We start from the raw sequence: 18,569 nt of genomic DNA on the forward strand, positions 1-18,569 counted from the left end.
GCTGGTAAGGGAGCGCGGAGTTGGACGACCACAAAGCGCTATCTTGTATCTGGTGTAACCCACTGTGCAGAATTGAACGGCGCTTCAGCAATCCGGAGGTGAGCCCGCGTCTCCAACGCGCGCAAGCAGGAATTTCCTGTAACGGCGGGCGTATCAACCCAGCAGCAGCGATCGGTCGGATAGCGTGCGAAAATGGCATTCTCTATCTGCTCGACGCATGCCAAGCTGCTGGTCAAACTCCGATAGATGTTAACGCGCTCGGCTGCGACATCCTCACCGCTACTTGGCAGGAAATTTCTCCGCGCGCCGCGGGGAACTGGTTTCACATGCGTAAATCAGTCCTGGAGACGATCGAGCCAGCGATGATCGACCTCGATGGCGCGCCCTGGACGGGCCTGATCGATATGAATTGCGACCTGATGCCAGACGTTTTGAAATGTGGGAGAAGAACTATTCGGTTCGTCTCGGCCTGCGGGCAGCAGTGGAATTCGTTTGCTTATCACTCGTAACGGCAACAAACTGCCGGGTGATATCAAAGGCCCGGCGACCCGAACACAGATCGTCTTTACGCCGCCGAGGCGGACGCCTCTAGATAAGGAGAAGAAAATGGCTCCTGAACACACAGACATAACTGGTCCGGATCTGGCGCGAGGGCTCGGAATTGCCGATCTTCCCGACGGCAGGAAGCTGGTCGGCTATTGCGGCGATGCGCGGGTGCTGCTTGTGCGCCGCGGGGCGGAGATATTCGCTGTTGACGCGCACTGCACGCACTATAACGGTCCGCTCGTCGACGGTCTGGTGGCCGGCGACACCATCCGCTGCCCGTGGCATCACGCATGTTTCGACTTGAGGACAGGTGAGGCTCTGCGGGCACCGGCCTTCCGGCCGCTGGCATGCTGGCGGGTCGAGCAGCGCGACGGCAAGATCTTCGTGGTCGGAAAGCGCAAGCGTGCAGAACCGTCATCAAGCGATGGTTCTGTCGAAGCAATGCCCGAGAAGATCGTCATCGTCGGCGGCGGTGCGGCCGGCTTTGCCGCGGCCGAGAGGCTGCGGCGAGAACAGTATCATGGCAGTATTGTCATGCTCAGCGACGACGAAGCGCCGCCTGTCGATCGGCCCAACCTCTCAAAGGACTACCTTTCCGGCAAGGCGCCGGAGGACTGGGTGCCGCTGCGGGGGGAGAGCTACTATTCAAAAAACCAGATCGACCTGCGTCTCGGTACGCAAGTGGTTCGCATCGATCCGCGCACCAGTGAGGTCGCCCTCGCCGGCGGAGGCTCGATCCCCTACGACAGGTTGTTGCTGGCGACCGGTGCAGAGCCGGTTCGGCTGACCATACCAGGTGCCGATCAGCCGCATGTCCATATGCTACGGTCACTTGCCGACTGCCGAGCCATAATTGAACGGGCCACGACTGCCCGCCGCGTCGTCGTGCTTGGCGCCAGCTTTATCGGCCTCGAAGTCGCCGCTGCCCTGCGATCCCGCGGAATCGAAGTGCACGTCGTCGCACCCGACAAGCAGCCACTGGGGCGGGTTTTGGGTCCGCAAATGGGCGACTTCATCCGGACCGTTCACGAGAAGAACGGAGTCGTTTTTCACCTCGAGGAGATCGCGAGCAGCATCAATGGCAGCGACGTGAAACTTCGCGACGGCGACACGCTGGCCGCTGATTTCGTTGTCGCCGGTATCGGCGTACGCCCGCGGACCAGACTCGCAGAAACGGCGGGGCTGGCAACCGACCGCGGCGTTGTCGTGAACAGTTTTATGGAAACCAGCGTGCCTGGGATCTTCGCGGCCGGTGACATTGCGCGGTGGCCTGATCCCCATAGCGGAGACAACATTCGCGTCGAACATTGGGTGGTCGCCGAAAGGCAAGGGCAAATCGCGGCACTCAATATGCTCGGCAAGGGCGAAAAGTTCACAGCCGTGCCGTTCTTCTGGAGCCAGCACTATGACGTCAGGATCAATTATGTCGGCCATGCCGAACGATGGGACGAGATCGTGGTCGAAGGGGACGTCGCCGCCGCGGACTGTCTGCTGCGCTTCAAGTTCGACGGACGTGTGTTGGCTGCCGCTTCGATTTCCCGCGATATCGAAAACCTGATGATCGAGGTGGCGATGGAGCATGAAATGGCGGCCAGCTGACGAAGCAGGCGCGCCAAATGGCTCGCAATGCCGGGTAGAGAATGGGACCTGAGCTATGTCAACTTTGCCCGAACGGCTCAATGGGAACCTGCCACCGCACTCGAAGAGAGCGGGTTCTTGCCAATTTTTGCCAAAGTTGCCATGATCCTTTCGTATGAGCACAATGAATATTTCCCTACCGGACCATCTCAAGAGCTTCATCGATGAGCAAGTCGCTGGGCGAGGCTATGGGACGAGCAGCGAGTATATCCGGGAACTGATACGTCGAGATCAGGACCGTCTCGATTTGCGTAGGCTGTTGCTTGACGGAGCCTCGTCCGCACAGAGTGAACCGGTCGACGCGGACTATTTCGCCAGTCTGCGCGATCGAGTCCACGGTCGGCACAGCAAGTGAATAATAAAACGATAGTCACCCCGGGAGCTGGCTCGCAGCGATGTCGAGGCAGCGGTCGACTATTATGTCCGCGAAGCTGGAGCCGAGGTCGCGCTGGGCTTTATCGACGCTCTTCAAGTAGGTTACGATCTGATCGCTAGCCATCCGGAGTGCGGATCGTTGCGATATGCCTACGAGTTGGGATTGCCTGGCCTGCGAAGTTTTTCCCTAAAACAATACCCCTATCTCGTTTACTATCGCGACTACACCGGTCATGTCGACATATGGCGCGTGCTTCATGCCAAAAACGGGCATTGAGGACAAATCCTTCCTGTTGTCGGGCTGACCACTCAAATGACCCGCCCCATCTCGATAAGGTGGTCGATGATGTCTTGCTTCAGGTGAGTGACATTGCCGAAGCGCTCGGCCACCCGATCGATCCTTTCGCAAGCCTCCTGGTCATCGATCACGACAGGCTCGGCCAGGACATAACCGCTCTTGCCGATCGCCTGGATATTGCTGCCCGCCTCTATCATCGCCAGGACGAAATTTTTCGCTTGCTGCTTGCTCATGACCACCTCTTTCTTTCATTCGGGCATGGCAGCAACTAAAGAAACGTCCTGCAGCTGCGGGGTGCCCGGCGTGGCGCCGTCGCATGGTGACACTACCTTAGCGGCGCTTTACTTGACCGCCGCAATTTTATGATGTTTATTCCGCGTCATCCTGATGTTCCACTGCCCGCCGGCGAGTGGCCCCTTCATGAGGCGCGACTATGACTTACGACTGGGACGGGAAGCGTACGAGGCGCATGAACATGATGCAGGGCATCGCCATTGGCGCGGTGATCTTGCTTGGCTCCACGTTTTTCGCCGCAGCCACGGCACTCGTAATCGAGTAGCGACAGACTACAGCGACCCGGAAACACATCTGAAAATTCTACCTCGGATTGTTCTCGGATACGAAAATCCCCTAAAAAGCTGCGATAATCAAAACTGTCTGAACGTGACAAACTCCCTCCACAATACTCGGGGGGGGACAATGGACGACCTATACAAACTTCGCGGTCTACTTGCTGAACTGAGCCACGCCGTGCCGCGTAGCGACCGGTATGAGATGCTGCGGTATCTTATCGGAATGGCCGAGCTGGAGGTTTCCGATCTGAGCGCCTCGCTGAGGCCGCATCACCGGAAACGTCTGAACCCCGAACATCGGCGAGATGCTGAGCTTTGACTATCTCGCGCAGCATCGTGAGCGTTTCGCGCGTCGGCGTTCCGCGGCTTGCCTCCGTTCTTGCTCGGGCCAACATGATGCGTGTGGTCATTGATAACACCTGCCGACGACTGAGAACTGGCGTGGCGGAGTATGCCGTCAACCGGGCGTTATTGCACCCGCAAAACTAGTGGCGTGTCGAGCGGCGGCCAACTCCTGATCCAGCGGCTGCCCGCATGCCTCTTCAAATAACGCAAACTTAAGGGTTTCCTGCGAACGTTTGCCAGGTTGGCTGTGTCCTCGACGAGCGGGCAGGGGCAAGCGTAAGCCCGCAAGGGCTGGATATCACCGGCATAGTCGCAGCCGGGCTCCTTTTTTCTAGCTGATTTCGGCGGTTCCGACTTCAAAAACAGAGCGACCGATAAGCCAACATTATCGGACGTTATGGCATCGCGACGGACTGTGCGGTTTAAGGCAAAGCTGGCGAGGAAACCGCTCCGAGAGGCCACTTCGCGAGCAGCGCATGACTGCCCGCGCCCCGCCGGGATGAAAGGCGCGTGGCCCAGGATGACCAAGCTGGCGACCGGGCGTAGGTTGAAGCCGGGGATCACCGGGAGGTTGCGAAAACCCCATCGTGGCTCTGGTCTTGGGGCCGCCCTTCGGAGGGATCTGTGTACTTCGGGGGCGTTCAGGGAGGTTTTGCTGGGAGTTTCGAGTGCTTTAACCATATCCAACCATCCTAATAGATCAAATCTCCTTCTAGGACAGCCCCAGAAATCACATCGCTTCGGTCATAGAGTAGGCCCGGCGAACCGCTGGCGAGCGCGGCGTTTTCGCAATCCTCTCAACCGTCAGGGAACAGATCTCACTTCGATCCGCTTTGCCGCTGCCTCCGGAGCTCTCGGGATGGCGAGGTGAAGCACACCGAGCTTCAAGTTCGCCTCAATTCCATTGATGTCGAAATCCCCGGAGAGAGTGAACTGCCGCTCGAAATCGCCAACCGCGTACTCGCGATAGGCCTGGCTGTAGCCCTCGGGGGCGTCCTCTTCGACGCGGCCATAGATCGACAGCACCCGCTTCTCCAACGTGACCTCCAAACCCTCCGGGCTCACGCCGGGCAGATCCGCAACGACGACAAGGCCGTGTTCGGTCTCGTAGATGTCAACCCGTGGTATGAAGACCGGTCTCTCATGGGTCCGCTCGCCCGCGTCCTGCTCCGCGGACCGCTTGCCCTCTAGCTCCGGTTGGCTAGTCAGCGCGGCCTGAGACTGCTGCTTGCTCTCGCCCTTCGTTCCAGCTTTCGTGGTCTCTCCCTTAGCCATGATCCGCCCCCTTGCTCGCCTTCACACTAATGCGCCTGGGTTTGTCCTCTTCAGCTCGAGGAAGATCCAGAGTCAGTACGCCATTGACGAGATCCGCTTCAACCTTGTTCGGGTCGACCACAAACAGCAATGACACGGTCCGCACAAACCCGCCCCCACGACGCTCACGCCGGTGATATCCTTGGGCCTCCTCAGTTTCGGTGTGCCGCTCTCCGCTGAGAGTAACCGAATCTCTGTGAATCAGGATGTCCAAGTCTTCTGATCTTACTCCAGGCAATTCGGCGGTGATGATGACGCCGTCCTGGTTTGCGAAGACATTCACCGCCGGGAATTCCAGCGCCCTCGCGGCGCCCCGGCTCACTTCGTCTTGGAAGCGGCGTATGTTGCGGAAAGGATCTGCGCCGTATAGCATTCGTGCGACCATTGGCTTCTCCTCGGAAGGCCGCCCCTCACAAGGCCCTCGGCTTGCCTCGATACCACGGTTCCGCCCTTCACCGCCTGATGGCGTGACGTTTGAAGATTACCCCCAACGGAAGCCTTATTCGACATTATACAGGGCGTGAATGATTTTGGCGATTGCGGTTATGCTTGCGGCACCGCGCGCCGGGGGGCGGAATGGTCGATATGACTGAGGCGCGGTTGCGATAGGATCAGGTGCATAGCGGCAGTTCTGCCGGAATGAACGCTCCGAACCCGCAAGGCGCCAGAACAAGAACTGGTCCCCCAAACGCGCGGCCTTTATCAACCAAAGACAGCTACGGCTGATTTGATGCTGATACCGCCGTCCGGGCTTCGGCGCATCTGCCGCCCGATAGCCGCGCGAAAGACATTCGGCAACTGCAGGGCTGGGGGCACGCGCGACCAGAGGGTTCGCACGATTTCGCGGCCATGCCGGGTTTTGCGAACGGTACTGCCTGTGACGACACGCTGCGACCAACGGAAGCCGATCTCGTGGAAATACAGATCCGCATGTTGCGGGCTGATGTGGTGAAAGACGCCGGCAATCGCAGTGCGACTAGCATTGAAGTCGTTGGCGAGCCAGGCTGGTGTTGCATCGCCCTCCCGGATCATCTGGTTCCACCGCCCGGAAGGGATTCGAGCCTGCAAACGGGGATCAATCCCGAGTGCGCGCGAATGCGATGCGTTCGGTCAATCCGACCAAGTTTCATCGCCCCCGGAGCGTCCGGAGCCGATCGCAGCCAGTGAAAGCGCGTCATTGCCGGGTCGACAGCCAGAAGCCCGTCGAGGGTTTGCAGCTTTTCCGGATCGAGGTCCGAGATAAGTGTAGTTTCGGCATTGGCGTTCGACCAGGCGGTGAGCGACCGGATCGTCGTGTACGGTATTCTCTGATCAGGAACCCTCTTGCGTTTCGCGACCCGCGATATTCTGCGGAATGAACCGATAGTGGATTAAGTCCATGACAACAGCCTCGCTCTCCGTCCGATTGCGGTAGCCGTGGCGGCGGTCGGCAGGGAACCGTAACGACTGCCCCTCCCTGAGCAGCCTCCAATCTTCCTCGACCAGCAATTCGACCTCGCCGCGCAGGACGGTCACATGTTCCACAACCCCGATGTCATGCGGCTCTGAGATACTCTCAAAGTCAGGTGCGAAGGTTAGCTCGTAGAGCTCGAAACCGAATCGGGCCTCATAAGGAAACAACAAGGCGCGCTGCATCCCTTCCTGCGACGGGCGCACCCGGAGACTACTGGCGTCACGCAAAAGCAAGACACCGCCTTCTTCGCGATCCGGCTCAAGCAGGGTGGTCATCGGAACTCGCAAGCCCGTCGCGATCTTCCAAAGCGTCGCAACAGTCGGGGTGGATTCGCCGCGCTCGATCTGGCCCAGCATTGCCTTGCTGACTCCCGTCTGCTTAGCGGTCTGATCGAGGCTCCACCCGAGCTCGTGCCTGATGGACTTCAGTAGCTTCCCTGTTTCAACGGGACTGATGGACTTCATTTAAGACCGACCTCGCATTTGTGCGTTATAGCGCACATCCAAAGTATGCGCTATAACGCACACCCACGCAACCACAACACAATGTCCAAGGACTATCCCATGCGATCTGTCGGTGAAAGATCCACAGCATACCCTGAAGTCAGGCAACCAGACACCAGGCTCGACCTCGACCGCATTCTTGCGACTAGGGAACAAATTTCATCCGTGTTTCGCGACACGCCCCAATTCGCTTGCCCCGCTCTTGGCGACGTGCTGGGATGCGAAGTCGTCATCAAACTTGAGACTGCAAACCCGATCAGATGCTTCAAGGGACGAGGGACCGAGGTCGTTATGTCTCGTCTGGCAAGCAGCCCGGATCCCAAGGCCGCGGTCTGCGCCAGCGCCGGCAATCTCGGGCAGGCGCTCGCACATAGTGGCCGGGCACGCGGAATTGGCGTAACCGTGGTGGCGGCGACAAGCGCCAATCCCGCGAAGATCGATCGCATTCGTCGGCTCGGAGCCGCCGTCGACCTGGTCGAGGGCGATATTGAGGAGGCGCGACAACGCGCCCGCGAGATCGCGGCCAGCGACAATGCTTTACTCGTAGAGGACAGCGAAAACCTCGACACCTGCGAGGCCGCGGGCACAATCGGGCTGGAGCTCATCGAAGGGTGCGACCGCATCGACACGATCCTGCTCGCACTCGGCGGCGGCGCGCTGGCCACCGGCGTCGGCCACGTCTTCAAGAGCCTGTCGCCCACAACCGAGGTGGTGTGCATCCAACCCAGCGGAGCACCCGCCTTGGCTCTGTCTTGGCGGGCGCGAGCGGTCGTCACCACAGATCGCACCGACACTATCGCCGACGGCGTCGCCGGCCGCTTCCCGATCGCGGCGGTCCTTCAGGACCTGCTCGCCGTCGCCGATCACGTGCCGCTCGTCGAGGAAGCAAGCATCAAGGCAGGCATGCGCTTGCTGCATCAGCACGCCGGCCTCGTGGTCGAGCCCTCGGCCGCTCTCGGCATCGCGGCGATCCTGGAAGATTCCTCGCGTTACAGCGGCAAGCGTGTGGTAGCTGTAATCTGCGGGTCGAACGTGCTGCCGGAAGCGTTTTCGGAGTGGATAAAGGACTAGGCAGATGGCCGAGAACGTGTAGTTGAATATCTGATATTCACGGTCCCTTCGGCCTTAGACCAGATGAGTGATTTACGGCCACAAAGCCGTTAGGTTTTCCTTGTCAAACGAAATGGTTTGGAAAGGAAGAAGCTTATGGAAAGAATGGTTTATATCGGCCTTGATGTTCACGCTGAGACGATTGCCGTTGCGACAGCGGATGATGGCCGGAATAGTACGTGCGGTTTTACGGCATTATCGAAAACAACGCTGATGCAGTTTTACGCCTGACAAAACGGCTTTCGGCTACAGGTGCGCGACCGGTGTTTTGCTACGAAGCAGGTCCGTGTGGCTATGGGCTGTATCAGCTTCTGACAAAACTCGGATTTGATGCTGCCGTTGTCGCGCCGGCCATGATCCCGCGCCGCGCTGGAGATCGGGTTAAGACAGATCGGCGCGATGCTGAAATGCTGGCGCGGCTGTGGCGAGCAGGAGAACTGACGCAACGTTCACATAGCGAGGGATGGATCAGGCAACGAAGTCCTGATCTTTCATCGAACTGCCAAATCCGGTGATCACGCTGCTGACCTCGTCCCAATGCGGTAGTGCCTTCATTCGCTCCAGCCAGGCCCGGACATTGGGGAAGCGCGAGAGGTCATAGCGGATGAGTTCGCCGCATGCGACAAAGCCTGCGCCGAGATAGTCGGCGATGGTGATATCGTCGCCGGCCAGGAACGCGTTGCCTTTGCCGAGATAGTGGTCGTTAAGCACCTGCAGCCAGAATCCGGCCTTGTCGCGTCCCCATTCGACAGCGACCTTTTGGCCATCCTCGCTTGGCCTCTTGTGATGCGGAAAGATTTGCGGATAGACCATATTGTAGGCCCAGTCGCGATAGAAGCCGGTATTGAACCAGTCCATGATCTCGTTGACGCGCGCACGCTTTTTCAGATCTTTCGGGTATTCCGGCATGTCGTATTTGTCGGCGAGGTATTTCAGGATTGCCGAGCACTCGGTCATCCTGAGGTCGCCGTCCTCGAAGACCGGAACCTGCCGGCTCGGATTGAGTGAAATGAAGGGCTCCTGATGATGGGCGCCCGTCATCAAGTCGACGACTTCTTCTTCGACATTAAGGCCTTTTTCGGCGATGAGCAGGCGGATCGGCCGGCTGGTCTGCGACACGGGGTGCATATAAAGCTTCATTGTTTCCTCCATTGACTGCTTGCGGTTGGAGCGCGCTTCGGGCTTTCAGCTGCGGGGATATGGGTTCTTCGGACCGCGGTCCGAAGACAGGCTGCCGCGATTGCGTGCCGTCAGGGTCTCGATCGCATCGGCAAGGTGGATTTCGGCGATGTTGTAGTCGCCGCGTGCCACTCTGATCCTGTGGGCCTCGAGCATGACGTCGCCGTGACTGTAGCCGAACGGCGGTTCGAAACGGTAAGACGCCAGTTCGATCAAGAGTCCGAGCGGGTCCTCGAAATAGATCGAGTCCATGAAACCGCGATCCTTCGGACCCGAATGCTTGATGCCGCGTTCGTTAAGGCGCTCTACCGCCTGCCGGAAAGTGGCCTGAGAAACGGCAAAGGCGAGATGGTGGACGCAACCGATATCCGTCGAGGTGCGTTTCGGGTCGGGCTTGCGGCTCTCGTCCGTGAAGATCGTGATCAGCCGGCCATCGCCTGGATCGAAATAGAGATGGCTCTCGGTGGCTTTGTCGAGATTGGGCTGCTCAAAGACAAAGGGCATGCCCAGGATACCTTCCCAGAAATCGATCGACGTTTGACGGTCTGCGCCGACGATCGTTACGTGGTGCACGCCCTGTGTCTGCAGTTTCCTCATCGTCTCCTCCTCATGTCGCGGCTTGCGACCAGTCGACCAGTTTGGACTTGTAATCGCTGCGCGGCAACGTGCCCCACGGCACCAGCTCGATCTCGGTCGATACCATCAGAAGGTCGCGAATGCGCCGCTTGATCTGGTCCGACAACTCTGCCGTTGCGCCAGCGCCCTCGGCAAGTTCGACGGTCACCGGCAGCGGCGGCGCTTGCTTGACGCCATGCGCCTTCGGTCGAATCGAGATGACGCCGCTGACGGCCGGCTGGAACTTGTTGACAGCTTCGCGGATCGCCGTCGGGAATATGTTGACGCCGCGCACGATCAGCATGTCGTCGGTGCGGCCGATGCAACGAACCCTCGGCGCGGTGCGGCCGCAGGCGCATGTGCCGACATGCAGGCGAACGTGATCGCGGCTGCGGAACCGCAGCAAGGGAGCTGCCCGATGCTGAAGATGGGTGTAGACGAGCTCGCCTTCGACACCATCGTCGATGACTACGGGCACGCCGGTTTCCGGATCGATCAATTCGAAATGCACGAAGCCGCGGCCGGAGAAGTGCATGCCTGCCTGTTCTTCGCATTCGCCCCACAGGGAAACAGAAATGTCGCCAATACCCATGGCTTCGGTCACCGTTGCGCCCCAGGCCGTCTCGAGCCGGCCCCGCAGTGCGGGTTCGCCTCCGCCCGGTTCGCCGGCGACGAGAATCCTCTTGATACTTGAGTTTGCGATATCGATACCGCGTGTCTCCGCCCATTCGGCAAGGTGCAGAGCGTAGGAGGGCGTGAGCGCCAGGATTTCGGGTTTCAGCAATTGTACCGCGGCCATCAGCCGCTCGGTGTTGCCGGCGCCCACCGGAATCTGGCAAAGGTCGAGCGAATTGAAGGCGTCAAGCGTAACCGCTGCAACGAACGGTCCGGCATTGTAGGTCGATACGATTTTCTGGCCCTTAAGGATCGCAGAGGCACCGTATGACCGACAGGAAGTCTCGATCCAGTTTGCGAGGTCGGAACGGGTGAGGGGGATATAACTTGGGGCACCGGTGGTGCCGCTGGTCGAATAGATGCGGACCACCTCCCTCATCGGCGACGCGAGATGCGTCCCGACCGGATTTTCCGGCGTGCGGCTCACACGCAGTTCGTCCTTCTCGGTCATGGGGAGATTTGCGATTTCGGCGAGGCCTCCGACGCCGGCGGCCTCCTTGAAACCGGCTTCCGTCAATTTCTTCCGGTAGAAGCGCGAATTTTCAAAGAGATACGCGATCTGGGCGCGATAAAGCTGGTCATCCGCGTCAACTTGCCGATCCCAGGGCGATGATTCAACGGCCGGATTGTGCATCATCCTTCGGCTCCCGGCTCGTAGGCGATCGCCTCTTCCGCATGCGCTGCCATGAGAAAGCCGATCGGGCGCTCCTGCTCCTCGGCGAGATGGGCGAGCAACCCGCCAGTGCGTGCAAGGATGGGGATGGCCTTGATCATCGTCGTCGGAAAATCGAGATCGAGCAGCACCGCGGCAATGGCCATCGATACGTTCATCGGCAGCGGCTTGCCCCAAACCGCCTGGACTGCGTTTGCCGTTTCACGTGCGAGCCGGACATAGGTGCCGGAAACGCCTTTGGCGTCTGCCAATGTAAGGATGCGTTCACAGCGCGGATCGATCGGCTTGTGGATCGGATGGCCGAAGCCGGGCACTTTGCCGCCTTCGTTGCGGATATCACCGACAATCGTCTTCATGGCTTCGGCGCGGTCGAGCCCGTGCTCTCTTATCCTTTTCTCGGCTTGGCTCAGAAACTTGCCGCAGAGTTCCGAGGTGCCCAGCACGACCGTGCCGCAGCCGAGAATGCCGGCGGCGACGGCGCCCTGCAGAAAGGACGGATCGGCGGCATAGGTCATGCGAGCGGCCAGGTTTGTCGGCACAAGTCCGTGCTCGGCGATCGCCACCAGCAGCAGGTCGAGGAAATAGCACTGAATGTCGGTGGGTTCGCGGCCGGTCAGCAGCAGATGGAAATAGGCGGTAAAGGAAAGCCGACCCATGAGATCGGCGCACAGGTCCTTGCCGCGCACTGTAACACTTGCCGCGTCAGCGGTGCTGATCGACGTCGTTGCCGGTTCCGCCTTGCCAATCAGCATGACGCCTCCTCCCGCACATTTTTCTTTTTTTGTAGGACAATATTGTTTACAAAAGAAAGCGCTGTCAATCGCTGTTTTGCGTGCAGCTTTTGTCAGCAAGGAGATGGGATTGAGAGCAACGAGAGAATTGAAGGCAGAGCCTCATGGCCGGAAGGAAGTGTCTGTCGCGGACTATCTCAGTTCTGCGATCCTGAACGGGCGTTTTGCACCAGGCCAGCGCTTGATCGAGGCGGAGCTGACAACCGATCTTGGGGTCAGTCGCGGCCCGGTGCGGGAGGCCTTCCGCCGTCTGTCCGCCGAAGGATTGATCGAGATCGTCCCCAATCGCGGCGCCATGGTGCGCCGGCTGTCGATCATGGAAGCGCTTGAACTGTTCGAGATCCGGACGGAGCTTGAGGCGCTTGCGGCCAGGCTTGCTGCCGTCAATATGAAGGACCCTCGTGTCCGGGCCGCGTTCGAGGAGGCAATCGCGCCTATCTGGAGTATCGAGCCGCGTCATTCGACGGCCGACTATTTACAGGAAAACCAGCGGTTTCATGCAGCGGTCACTGCAGCAGCGGGGAACGGTCAGCTCGTCAAGCTCAATCAGCAAATGCATCTGTCGTTGATCATGGCGCAGATCAGGTCGTCGCTGACCTCGCATGTCATTGGCACGTCACTGCATGAGCACAGGATGATTGCCACTGCAATTCGCGCCCGGGATGCGGAGGCGGCGGATGCCGCCATACGCGACCATCTGCACCGCGCGCAAGAATTCATGCGCGCGATGCCGTCGGAACTGTTTCGCCGCGAGGACTAGAAAAGGATACTGGCGCTGCTTTGGCAGGTTCTTGTCGGTGAAGCCGTATCAGCAGAAGCCGTCGTCATTCAGGTTAGGTCGCCGTCGTCAGTTCTGTCACGGCACGATACGCGTGGCGGTCGAGGTTGAAATCCTTCCGGGACTACGTTTTCGGCAGCCGCCGGGGACAAGATCTTAACAGGTTGGGAGGACATCGATGTTCGCGAAATAATGACCGAGCATCGACGTACGATGCGGCGAGGCGTCAGTTTGCAATAGGTGCGGGCTCATAATTCATCCACAGGTCTCGCTAATCGGGCGAGTGTGTACTGTGCTGCTTCGCGCCTTCCAAGCGGTCATCCTGTGCCTCGCAAGATTTATGGCGGCGGCACGGGTGATTTCCGACGCGTAGTGAAATCTGACAAACCGTCCAGCACGTGGAGAGAGCGCCAATGCCCCGTTTTCTTGCCGTTTACACCATGAAGCCCAAAGACCTCGCCTCCTTTCGGAGGCTGCCCAAAGCCGAGCAGGATGCGATCGACGCCGTCGGCATAGAACAGTGGGCCGCGTGGGAGAACAGAAACGCCGCATCCATACTTGATCGTGGTGGCATGGTCGGCAAGACGACGCGTGTAACGAAGGACGGTGTCGCCAATGCCGTGAACCCCTTCTGCGGTTACCTTGTCGTCGAAGCGGAAACCATCGACGCTGCGGCACGGCTGTTCAAAGACCACCCGCACATCACCGTGTTTCCAGGTGACGGCGTAGATATCATGCCCTTTTTAACCTGAGCTCCTCCGGTCAGCATCAGCCGTCGTCGGTTCCCCCAACTGAGGGAGGCGGAGGCCGCGAACGGCAGCTTAGGGGCCGAGGAACGAACCCGCTGCGCGGGAGGGCGCCCGCAGTTGAGGTAGAGATCAACAACCGGTCGTGGCGCATGCATTGAGCGTCGTTCGGTGTGAGCAGACCATGACGGGCTTCTTCAACAAGGAGCCTGACCATGTCCCATTCAGTTCTTGATGCACCCATCAGCCCGCTGCGCCAGAGGCTGATCGACGACATGAACATGCGGCGTTTCTCACGGGAGACACAGCGCAACTATCTCCGCGATATCGGGCGCCTGGCGACGTTCCTTGGGCGCTCACCAGGCACAGCGACCTCCGACGACCTGCGCCGGTTCCAGATCGAGCAGCAGAAGGACGGCGTTCCCGTGCCGACCATGAACAGCATCGTGTCGGCGCTACGCTTCTTCTTCACTCATACGGTTGATCGTCCCGATCTGGCGCGCAAGCTCGTTCGACTGGCGCACCCACGCACGCTGCCAGTAGTGCTCAGCCGCGACGAGGTTGCCCGCCTCCTAAACGCCACCACCTGCCTGAAACACCAGGCCGCATTGTCAGTCGCCTATGGTGCGGGTCTTCGCGTCGCCGAAGTGTCGATGCTGAAGGTCGCCGACATTGACAGTGAGCGCATGCTGCTCAGGGTCGAGCGCGGCAAGGGCGGCCGGTATCGCAACGCCATGCTGTCGCAAGACCTGCTCTTATTGCTGCGCCAGTGGTGGCGGGTCGGGCGGCAGCAGGGCGTGATGCACCGCGATGGCTGGCTGTTCCCCGGACAGCACACGATGAAGCCGATCAGCACGCGGCAGCTCTATCGCATCGTCGTTGAGGCGGCCCAGGCCGCCGACATCGCCAAGCGGGTCGGGCCGCATACGCTGCGCCACAGCTTCGCCACCCACCTGCTGGAGGACGGCACGGACATCCGGATCATCCAGGTCCTGCTCGGGCACGCCAAGCTGAACAACACCGCTTTCTATACCAAGGTCGCGACCCGCACGGTGCGAACGGTGACAAGCCCGCTCGACAAGCTCGGCCTGTTCAAGCGGGGAGAGATATCGCCCGACGGCTGAGCCGTGCGCGCCTCTGTCGAGGTCGCCGACATCTTCCGCGCGGCGGGCCCCGCCTACCGGGCCGACCATGCAGGACACCTGAGCCTCACCCAACTCAAGGTCATGTCGGCGATCGAGCAGTGTCGCACCGCGGCCCTCGGTGGTCACGTCGAGGCTTGCGAGGACTGCGGCCAGTGGCGGATCGCCTATAACTCCTGCCGCAACCGGCACTGTCCGAAGTGTCAGGGTGCCGCGGCGCGGACATGGCTTGCCGAGCGCGAGGCCGACCTGCTGCCGGTCGGCTACTTCCACGTCGTGTTCACGCTGCCCGCCGAGGTCGCCCACATCGGGTTCCAGAACATAGCGGCAGTCTACGACCTGCTGTTCAAGGCGGCATCGGAGACGATGCTGACCATCGCGGCGGATCCAAAGCATCTCGGCGCGCGCATCGGCATCACCGCCGTGCTCCACACATGGGGATCGGCGATGACGCACCATCCGCATGTCCACATGATCGTGCCGGGTGGCGGCATCGCGTCAGACGGAAGCCGATGGGTATCGTCGCGCCCGGCCTTCCTGCTCCCGGTACGGGTACTAGGCAAGCTGTTCCGCCGGCTGTTCCTCACTCGGTTGCTCGGGCTGCACGATACCGGCAGGCTTACCTTCTTCGGATCGATGGCGCACTTCACCGACCGGCGGGCATTTCAGCGGCACCTGGCCCCCGTCCGGAAGAAGCGCTGGGTGGTTTATGCCAAGGCGCCCTTCGCCGGGCCTCAAGCCGTGCTTGCCTATCTGTCGCGCTACACCCCCATCGGGTCGCGATCTCCAACAGCCGCCTCATCCGCTTCGACAAGGACAGCATCACCTTCCGCTACAAGGACTATCGCCGCCACAGCGCCGACCGTCAGCAGGTGATGACGCTCGCAACCGACGAGTTCATCCGCCGCTTCCTCATCCATGTCCTGCCGCGTGGCTTCCACCGCATTCGGCACTACGGCCTCCTCGCCGGCTCCGCCCGCAAGGCCAGCCTCGCGCTCGCTCGCGAACTGCTGAACGTCGCCGCGCCACCTGATGACGATACCCCAGACGAACCGGACGACTTCCGCCCGCCATGCCCATGCTGCGGCGGACGCATGATTATCATCGAGATGTTCGAACGGTGGAGGCAGCCGCGTGGACCGCCGGACAAAACCACACCGAACCGGGAGACCACCCCATGACCCGGCATGAAATGATCCGGCCTCCAGCCGCAGGCACTCAGCCTCAGGCAACGAACCCACACGAGTCTATGCCGATGATCGACATTGAAGCAGGCGCGTCCCGCCGCGCGACGTGCCAACAACACGGCGCAAGGGCACAACAAAATCGTCTGTCCCCATCCACCTGGTCCTTCCTGACGGCGCTCGCGCCACCGACGCCACTGGCGGAAATCTGAAATCCCCATAGCCATCGCCATCGCCTGTGGACCGCGGGTTCCTTCCTCGGGGACTTTCGTACGCCTGCCGGCGCCCGAAACTCTTCACGTTTGCAGTCTGTCCGCTGCTAGGATACTTAACGAGCAAGTGGACATTTACATACTTGGCGCCAAGGTCTCGAATGGCCGAAAGCAGACGTCAAGTTCCCCCTTTTTGACGCCCCATCCACAAGGCCATCAACGACGCACCAATCCCGCCGACCGCCATGACAAATACCATTGGCGTGGGCGTGCCGTTTGCCAACAGGCCGACAGCCGCGGAACCGATCATGCCAGAACCGTACTGAATGGCACCGACTACGGCCGACGCCGAACCTGCTTTCGTCTGAACGCTGGCCAAGGCTCCGGCGACGCCGTTTGCCAGAATGAGGCCATTCATCGCCGTGAACAGGAACTGGAGAACGACGAATGCGACGACGCCTCCTATGTCGGCGAGCGAGGTGACAAGGAGCGCTAGGCCGAACACGGCTGCTCCGAGCGCGCCAAGACGCAACATCTGATTGCTGCCAATGCGGCTGACGAGACGGGCATTGAAGGCGTTGGCCCCCATCAAGCCGATTATGCCGGCGGAAAAGATCAGGCTGTAGGTTCGGGGCGTCGCACCAAAATACTCGATCAGAACAAACGGAGTTCCCGCGACGCTGGCGAAGATCGCAACATAGAAAAAACCGATGACGGCTGCATAGGCCAGAAGTCGTGGGTTGGTCAGAATCTCGCCGTAGCCTGAGATCGCCGTCAAGACAGACCCATGCTCGCGCTTCTCAGTCGGCAAGCTTTCCGGAAGCGTCATCACGGCAACGCATGTCGCCAGTCCAATCCCCACGAGGGTCCAGAATATCGCCTGCCACGACGCGATCTCCAATATCTGTGCACCGACCAACGGGCCGAGCAAAGGCGCGACCGCCATCACGGTCATCAGAGTGGATAGTGTCCGGGCCGCCTCGTCGCGATCATAGAGATCGCGGATCATGGCACGAGCGAGAGCAACGCCTGCGCTCGCACCGAGGGCCTGGACGACGCGCCAACCGATGATTTCACTGGCGCTCGTCGACAACGCACATCCGGCCGAACCGAGAACGAAGACGAGGACACCGACAGCGATCGGGCCTCGCCGTCCATAGCGGTCGCTGATCGGCCCCCAGCCAAGTTGGCCGAAGGCGAAGCCGAGAAGATAGGCCGAGATGACGAAGTGAAGCGCGCCCTCCTTTGCCTCAAGCTGTGCCTGCATTGTGGGGAGTGCGGGAAGGAACAGGTCGGTCGAGATCGAGGCAAATCCCAGGAGAACCGCCAGCACGACCAACGTCCATCCGTTACCGCGCTTTACAGCCATGCTACTGTCTTCCGGGGAATTTGCGTCGATCCACATTCTCTTGCCTATCCCGGCCGGCGTCAAAGTCCAGACATCTTCATGAACTCTTGGGGATAGCGTGCGCCTTCGATTGTGATCGCCGCGCTCGACAATTCCGAGAGGTCGCTCTCCGTCAAAGAAACGGACGCCGCCCCGAGATTCTCCTCAAGCCGTTCTCGCTTACGCGTTCCGAACAGGGGCACAATCCACGGCTTCTGCGCCAGCAGCCAGGCAAGAGAGACCTGGGCGGGCGTGGCATCATGACGATCACCGATCCGCTTGATCAGATCGACCAGCGCCTGGTTGGCGTCGCGGGCATCCTCACTGAAGCGTGGTATCATGCCCCGGAAATCATTGGCGGCGAACTGTGTCGAGGAGTCGATCTTACCCGTCAGGAAACCCTTGCCGAGCGGGCTGAAGGGGACGAAGCCAATGCCCAGTTCTTCAAGTGTCGGCAGGATTTCCGCCTCTGGCTCGCGTGTCCAGAGGGAATACTCGCTCTGCAGCGCGGTCACGGGATGCACCGCGTTCGCCCTGCGGATCGAGCCGGCTCCGGCCTCGGACAGGCCGAAATGCAAGACTTTACCCTCGGCGACGAGGTCTTTGACGGTGCCCGCGACGTCTTCCATCGGAATATTGGGGTCGACACGATGCTGGTAGCAAAGGTCGATATGATCCGTGCGAAGCCGCTTTAGACTGCCCTCGACCGATTTCCGGATTTGCTCCGGTCGGCTGTTGACACCGCCGAGATGTTCGCCCGTCGCCTGGTCGATGTTCCAACCGAACTTGGTCGCAATCTTGATGCGGTCCCGCAGTCCGGCAAAAGCTTCGCCAACCATCTCCTCATTGGTCCAGGGGCCGTAGACCTCGGCGGTGTCGAAGAAATCGATGCCGAGATCGACCGCGTTTCGGAGCAGCCGGATCATATCGGCGCGGTCTTCGATCTCCCGGGACTTGCCGTATCCCATCGCTCCCAGCGCCAGGGCAGACACTTCAAAGCCTTGCTTGCCGAGTATGCGCTTGTCCATCTTGC

The 18,569-nt window shown here is 60.3% G+C and carries 20 protein-coding genes and 5 pseudogenes; 13 read left to right on the plus strand and 12 right to left on the minus strand.

Annotated features, from left to right (window positions below):
* Window positions 1–131 precede the first annotated feature (131 nt).
* From ACSQ2Z_RS25830 to ACSQ2Z_RS25845, 4 genes and pseudogenes are all read left to right on the plus strand, one after another.
* Window positions 132–490 (plus strand): annotated as a pseudogene (locus tag ACSQ2Z_RS25830) (aminotransferase class V-fold PLP-dependent enzyme); the annotation flags it as partial.
* Between the two features lie 116 nt (window positions 491–606).
* Complete coding sequence (locus ACSQ2Z_RS25835) at window positions 607–2,145, plus strand: FAD-dependent oxidoreductase (RefSeq protein WP_436084033.1); 1,539 nt, start codon at window positions 607–609, stop codon at window positions 2,143–2,145.
* Between the two features lie 117 nt (window positions 2,146–2,262).
* Window positions 2,263–2,539: pseudogene (locus ACSQ2Z_RS25840) on the plus strand (type II toxin-antitoxin system ParD family antitoxin).
* 27 nt (window positions 2,540–2,566) lie between these two features.
* Window positions 2,567–2,836, plus strand: coding sequence for a type II toxin-antitoxin system RelE/ParE family toxin (locus tag ACSQ2Z_RS25845; RefSeq protein WP_436084162.1), 270 nt, complete (start codon window positions 2,567–2,569; stop codon window positions 2,834–2,836).
* A 32-nt stretch (window positions 2,837–2,868) separates the two neighbouring features.
* Here ACSQ2Z_RS25845 and ACSQ2Z_RS25850 read toward each other — a convergent pair whose 3' ends face one another.
* Window positions 2,869–3,090 carry a hypothetical protein gene (locus ACSQ2Z_RS25850; protein WP_436084034.1) on the minus strand — a complete coding sequence of 74 codons (222 nt, stop codon included), beginning with the start codon at window positions 3,088–3,090 and terminating at the stop codon, window positions 2,869–2,871.
* A 200-nt stretch (window positions 3,091–3,290) separates the two neighbouring features.
* Between ACSQ2Z_RS25850 and ACSQ2Z_RS25855 the strand changes: the two genes are divergently transcribed.
* Window positions 3,291–3,416 carry a hypothetical protein gene (locus ACSQ2Z_RS25855; protein WP_436084035.1) on the plus strand — a complete coding sequence of 42 codons (126 nt, stop codon included), beginning with the start codon at window positions 3,291–3,293 and terminating at the stop codon, window positions 3,414–3,416.
* A gap of 1,162 nt (window positions 3,417–4,578) precedes the next feature.
* Here ACSQ2Z_RS25855 and ACSQ2Z_RS25860 read toward each other — a convergent pair.
* The 5 genes and pseudogenes from ACSQ2Z_RS25860 to ACSQ2Z_RS25880 form a co-directional block, all read right to left on the minus strand.
* Window positions 4,579–5,049, minus strand: a complete 471-nt coding sequence (locus tag ACSQ2Z_RS25860) for an Hsp20/alpha crystallin family protein (protein WP_436084036.1) — start codon at window positions 5,047–5,049, stop codon at window positions 4,579–4,581.
* Complete coding sequence (locus ACSQ2Z_RS25865) at window positions 5,042–5,473, minus strand: Hsp20/alpha crystallin family protein (protein ID WP_436084037.1); 432 nt, start codon at window positions 5,471–5,473, stop codon at window positions 5,042–5,044. The genes ACSQ2Z_RS25860 and ACSQ2Z_RS25865 overlap by 8 nt, the downstream gene beginning before the upstream one ends.
* Window positions 5,474–5,790: 317 nt before the next feature.
* Window positions 5,791–6,075: pseudogene (locus tag ACSQ2Z_RS25870) on the minus strand (IS1595 family transposase); the annotation flags it as partial.
* Window positions 6,061–6,344 (minus strand): annotated as a pseudogene (locus ACSQ2Z_RS25875) (hypothetical protein); the annotation flags it as partial. The pseudogenes ACSQ2Z_RS25875 and ACSQ2Z_RS25870, both read right to left, overlap by 15 nt.
* 55 nt (window positions 6,345–6,399) lie before the next feature.
* On the minus strand, window positions 6,400–7,005 hold the full coding sequence (locus ACSQ2Z_RS25880; RefSeq protein WP_436084038.1) for a helix-turn-helix domain-containing protein: 606 nt from the start codon (window positions 7,003–7,005) through the stop codon (window positions 6,400–6,402).
* A 99-nt stretch (window positions 7,006–7,104) separates the two neighbouring features.
* Between ACSQ2Z_RS25880 and ACSQ2Z_RS25885 the strand changes: the two genes are divergently transcribed.
* The 3 genes from ACSQ2Z_RS25885 (at window position 7,105) to ACSQ2Z_RS25895 (ending at window position 8,669) form a co-directional block, all read left to right on the plus strand.
* Window positions 7,105–8,115, plus strand: a complete 1,011-nt coding sequence (locus tag ACSQ2Z_RS25885; RefSeq protein WP_436084039.1) for a threonine ammonia-lyase — start codon at window positions 7,105–7,107, stop codon at window positions 8,113–8,115.
* Window positions 8,116–8,250: 135 nt separating this feature from the next.
* Window positions 8,251–8,385, plus strand: a complete 135-nt coding sequence (locus ACSQ2Z_RS25890; RefSeq protein ID WP_436084168.1) for a hypothetical protein — start codon at window positions 8,251–8,253, stop codon at window positions 8,383–8,385.
* Window positions 8,334–8,669: an IS110 family transposase gene (locus ACSQ2Z_RS25895; protein WP_436084040.1), complete on the plus strand. Its 336-nt coding sequence runs from the start codon at window positions 8,334–8,336 to the stop codon at window positions 8,667–8,669. Before ACSQ2Z_RS25890 ends, ACSQ2Z_RS25895 begins: the two co-directional genes overlap by 52 nt.
* Here ACSQ2Z_RS25895 and ACSQ2Z_RS25900 read toward each other — a convergent pair.
* Genes ACSQ2Z_RS25900 through ACSQ2Z_RS25915 form a run of 4 tightly spaced genes read right to left on the minus strand, consistent with a single transcriptional unit; the run spans window position 8,623 to window position 12,048 of the window.
* Window positions 8,623–9,294 carry a glutathione S-transferase family protein gene (locus ACSQ2Z_RS25900; RefSeq protein WP_436084041.1) on the minus strand — a complete coding sequence of 224 codons (672 nt, stop codon included), beginning with the start codon at window positions 9,292–9,294 and terminating at the stop codon, window positions 8,623–8,625. The two genes, ACSQ2Z_RS25895 and ACSQ2Z_RS25900, sit on opposite strands and share 47 nt — an antisense overlap.
* A gap of 45 nt (window positions 9,295–9,339) precedes the next feature.
* A complete protein-coding gene (locus ACSQ2Z_RS25905; protein ID WP_436084042.1) occupies window positions 9,340–9,930 on the minus strand; it encodes a VOC family protein in 591 nt (196 codons plus the stop codon).
* A 10-nt stretch (window positions 9,931–9,940) separates the two neighbouring features.
* Window positions 9,941–11,260: a phenylacetate--CoA ligase family protein gene (locus ACSQ2Z_RS25910; protein WP_436084043.1), complete on the minus strand. Its 1,320-nt coding sequence runs from the start codon at window positions 11,258–11,260 to the stop codon at window positions 9,941–9,943.
* Window positions 11,257–12,048, minus strand: coding sequence for a citryl-CoA lyase (locus ACSQ2Z_RS25915; RefSeq protein ID WP_436084044.1), 792 nt, complete (start codon window positions 12,046–12,048; stop codon window positions 11,257–11,259). The genes ACSQ2Z_RS25910 and ACSQ2Z_RS25915 overlap by 4 nt, the downstream gene beginning before the upstream one ends.
* On the opposite strand from ACSQ2Z_RS25915, the gene ACSQ2Z_RS25920 reads away from it, so the two are divergent.
* From ACSQ2Z_RS25920 to ACSQ2Z_RS25940, 5 genes and pseudogenes are all read left to right on the plus strand, one after another.
* On the plus strand, window positions 12,005–12,847 hold the full coding sequence (locus tag ACSQ2Z_RS25920; protein WP_436084045.1) for a GntR family transcriptional regulator: 843 nt from the start codon (window positions 12,005–12,007) through the stop codon (window positions 12,845–12,847). The genes ACSQ2Z_RS25915 and ACSQ2Z_RS25920 overlap by 44 nt on opposite strands.
* A gap of 431 nt (window positions 12,848–13,278) precedes the next feature.
* Window positions 13,279–13,617 carry a hypothetical protein gene (locus ACSQ2Z_RS25925; protein WP_436084046.1) on the plus strand — a complete coding sequence of 113 codons (339 nt, stop codon included), beginning with the start codon at window positions 13,279–13,281 and terminating at the stop codon, window positions 13,615–13,617.
* Between the two features lie 209 nt (window positions 13,618–13,826).
* Window positions 13,827–14,735 carry a tyrosine-type recombinase/integrase gene (locus ACSQ2Z_RS25930; RefSeq protein WP_436082461.1) on the plus strand — a complete coding sequence of 303 codons (909 nt, stop codon included), beginning with the start codon at window positions 13,827–13,829 and terminating at the stop codon, window positions 14,733–14,735.
* A 3-nt stretch (window positions 14,736–14,738) separates the two neighbouring features.
* A pseudogene (locus ACSQ2Z_RS25935) lies at window positions 14,739–15,934 on the plus strand (IS91 family transposase).
* A gap of 74 nt (window positions 15,935–16,008) precedes the next feature.
* Window positions 16,009–16,149 (plus strand): hypothetical protein, encoded by a 141-nt coding sequence (locus tag ACSQ2Z_RS25940; RefSeq protein WP_436081265.1) that lies wholly within the window; start codon window positions 16,009–16,011, stop codon window positions 16,147–16,149.
* A gap of 178 nt (window positions 16,150–16,327) precedes the next feature.
* Here ACSQ2Z_RS25940 and ACSQ2Z_RS25945 read toward each other — a convergent pair whose 3' ends face one another.
* A complete protein-coding gene (locus tag ACSQ2Z_RS25945) occupies window positions 16,328–17,518 on the minus strand; it encodes a multidrug effflux MFS transporter (protein WP_436084047.1) in 1,191 nt (396 codons plus the stop codon).
* A gap of 59 nt (window positions 17,519–17,577) precedes the next feature.
* A complete protein-coding gene (locus tag ACSQ2Z_RS25950) occupies window positions 17,578–18,564 on the minus strand; it encodes an aldo/keto reductase (protein ID WP_436084048.1) in 987 nt (328 codons plus the stop codon).
* Window positions 18,565–18,569: the final 5 nt, after the last annotated feature.

It is taken from the genome of Pararhizobium sp. LjRoot235, assembly GCF_964254145.1.
Classification (GTDB): Bacteria; Pseudomonadota; Alphaproteobacteria; order Rhizobiales; family Rhizobiaceae; genus Pararhizobium.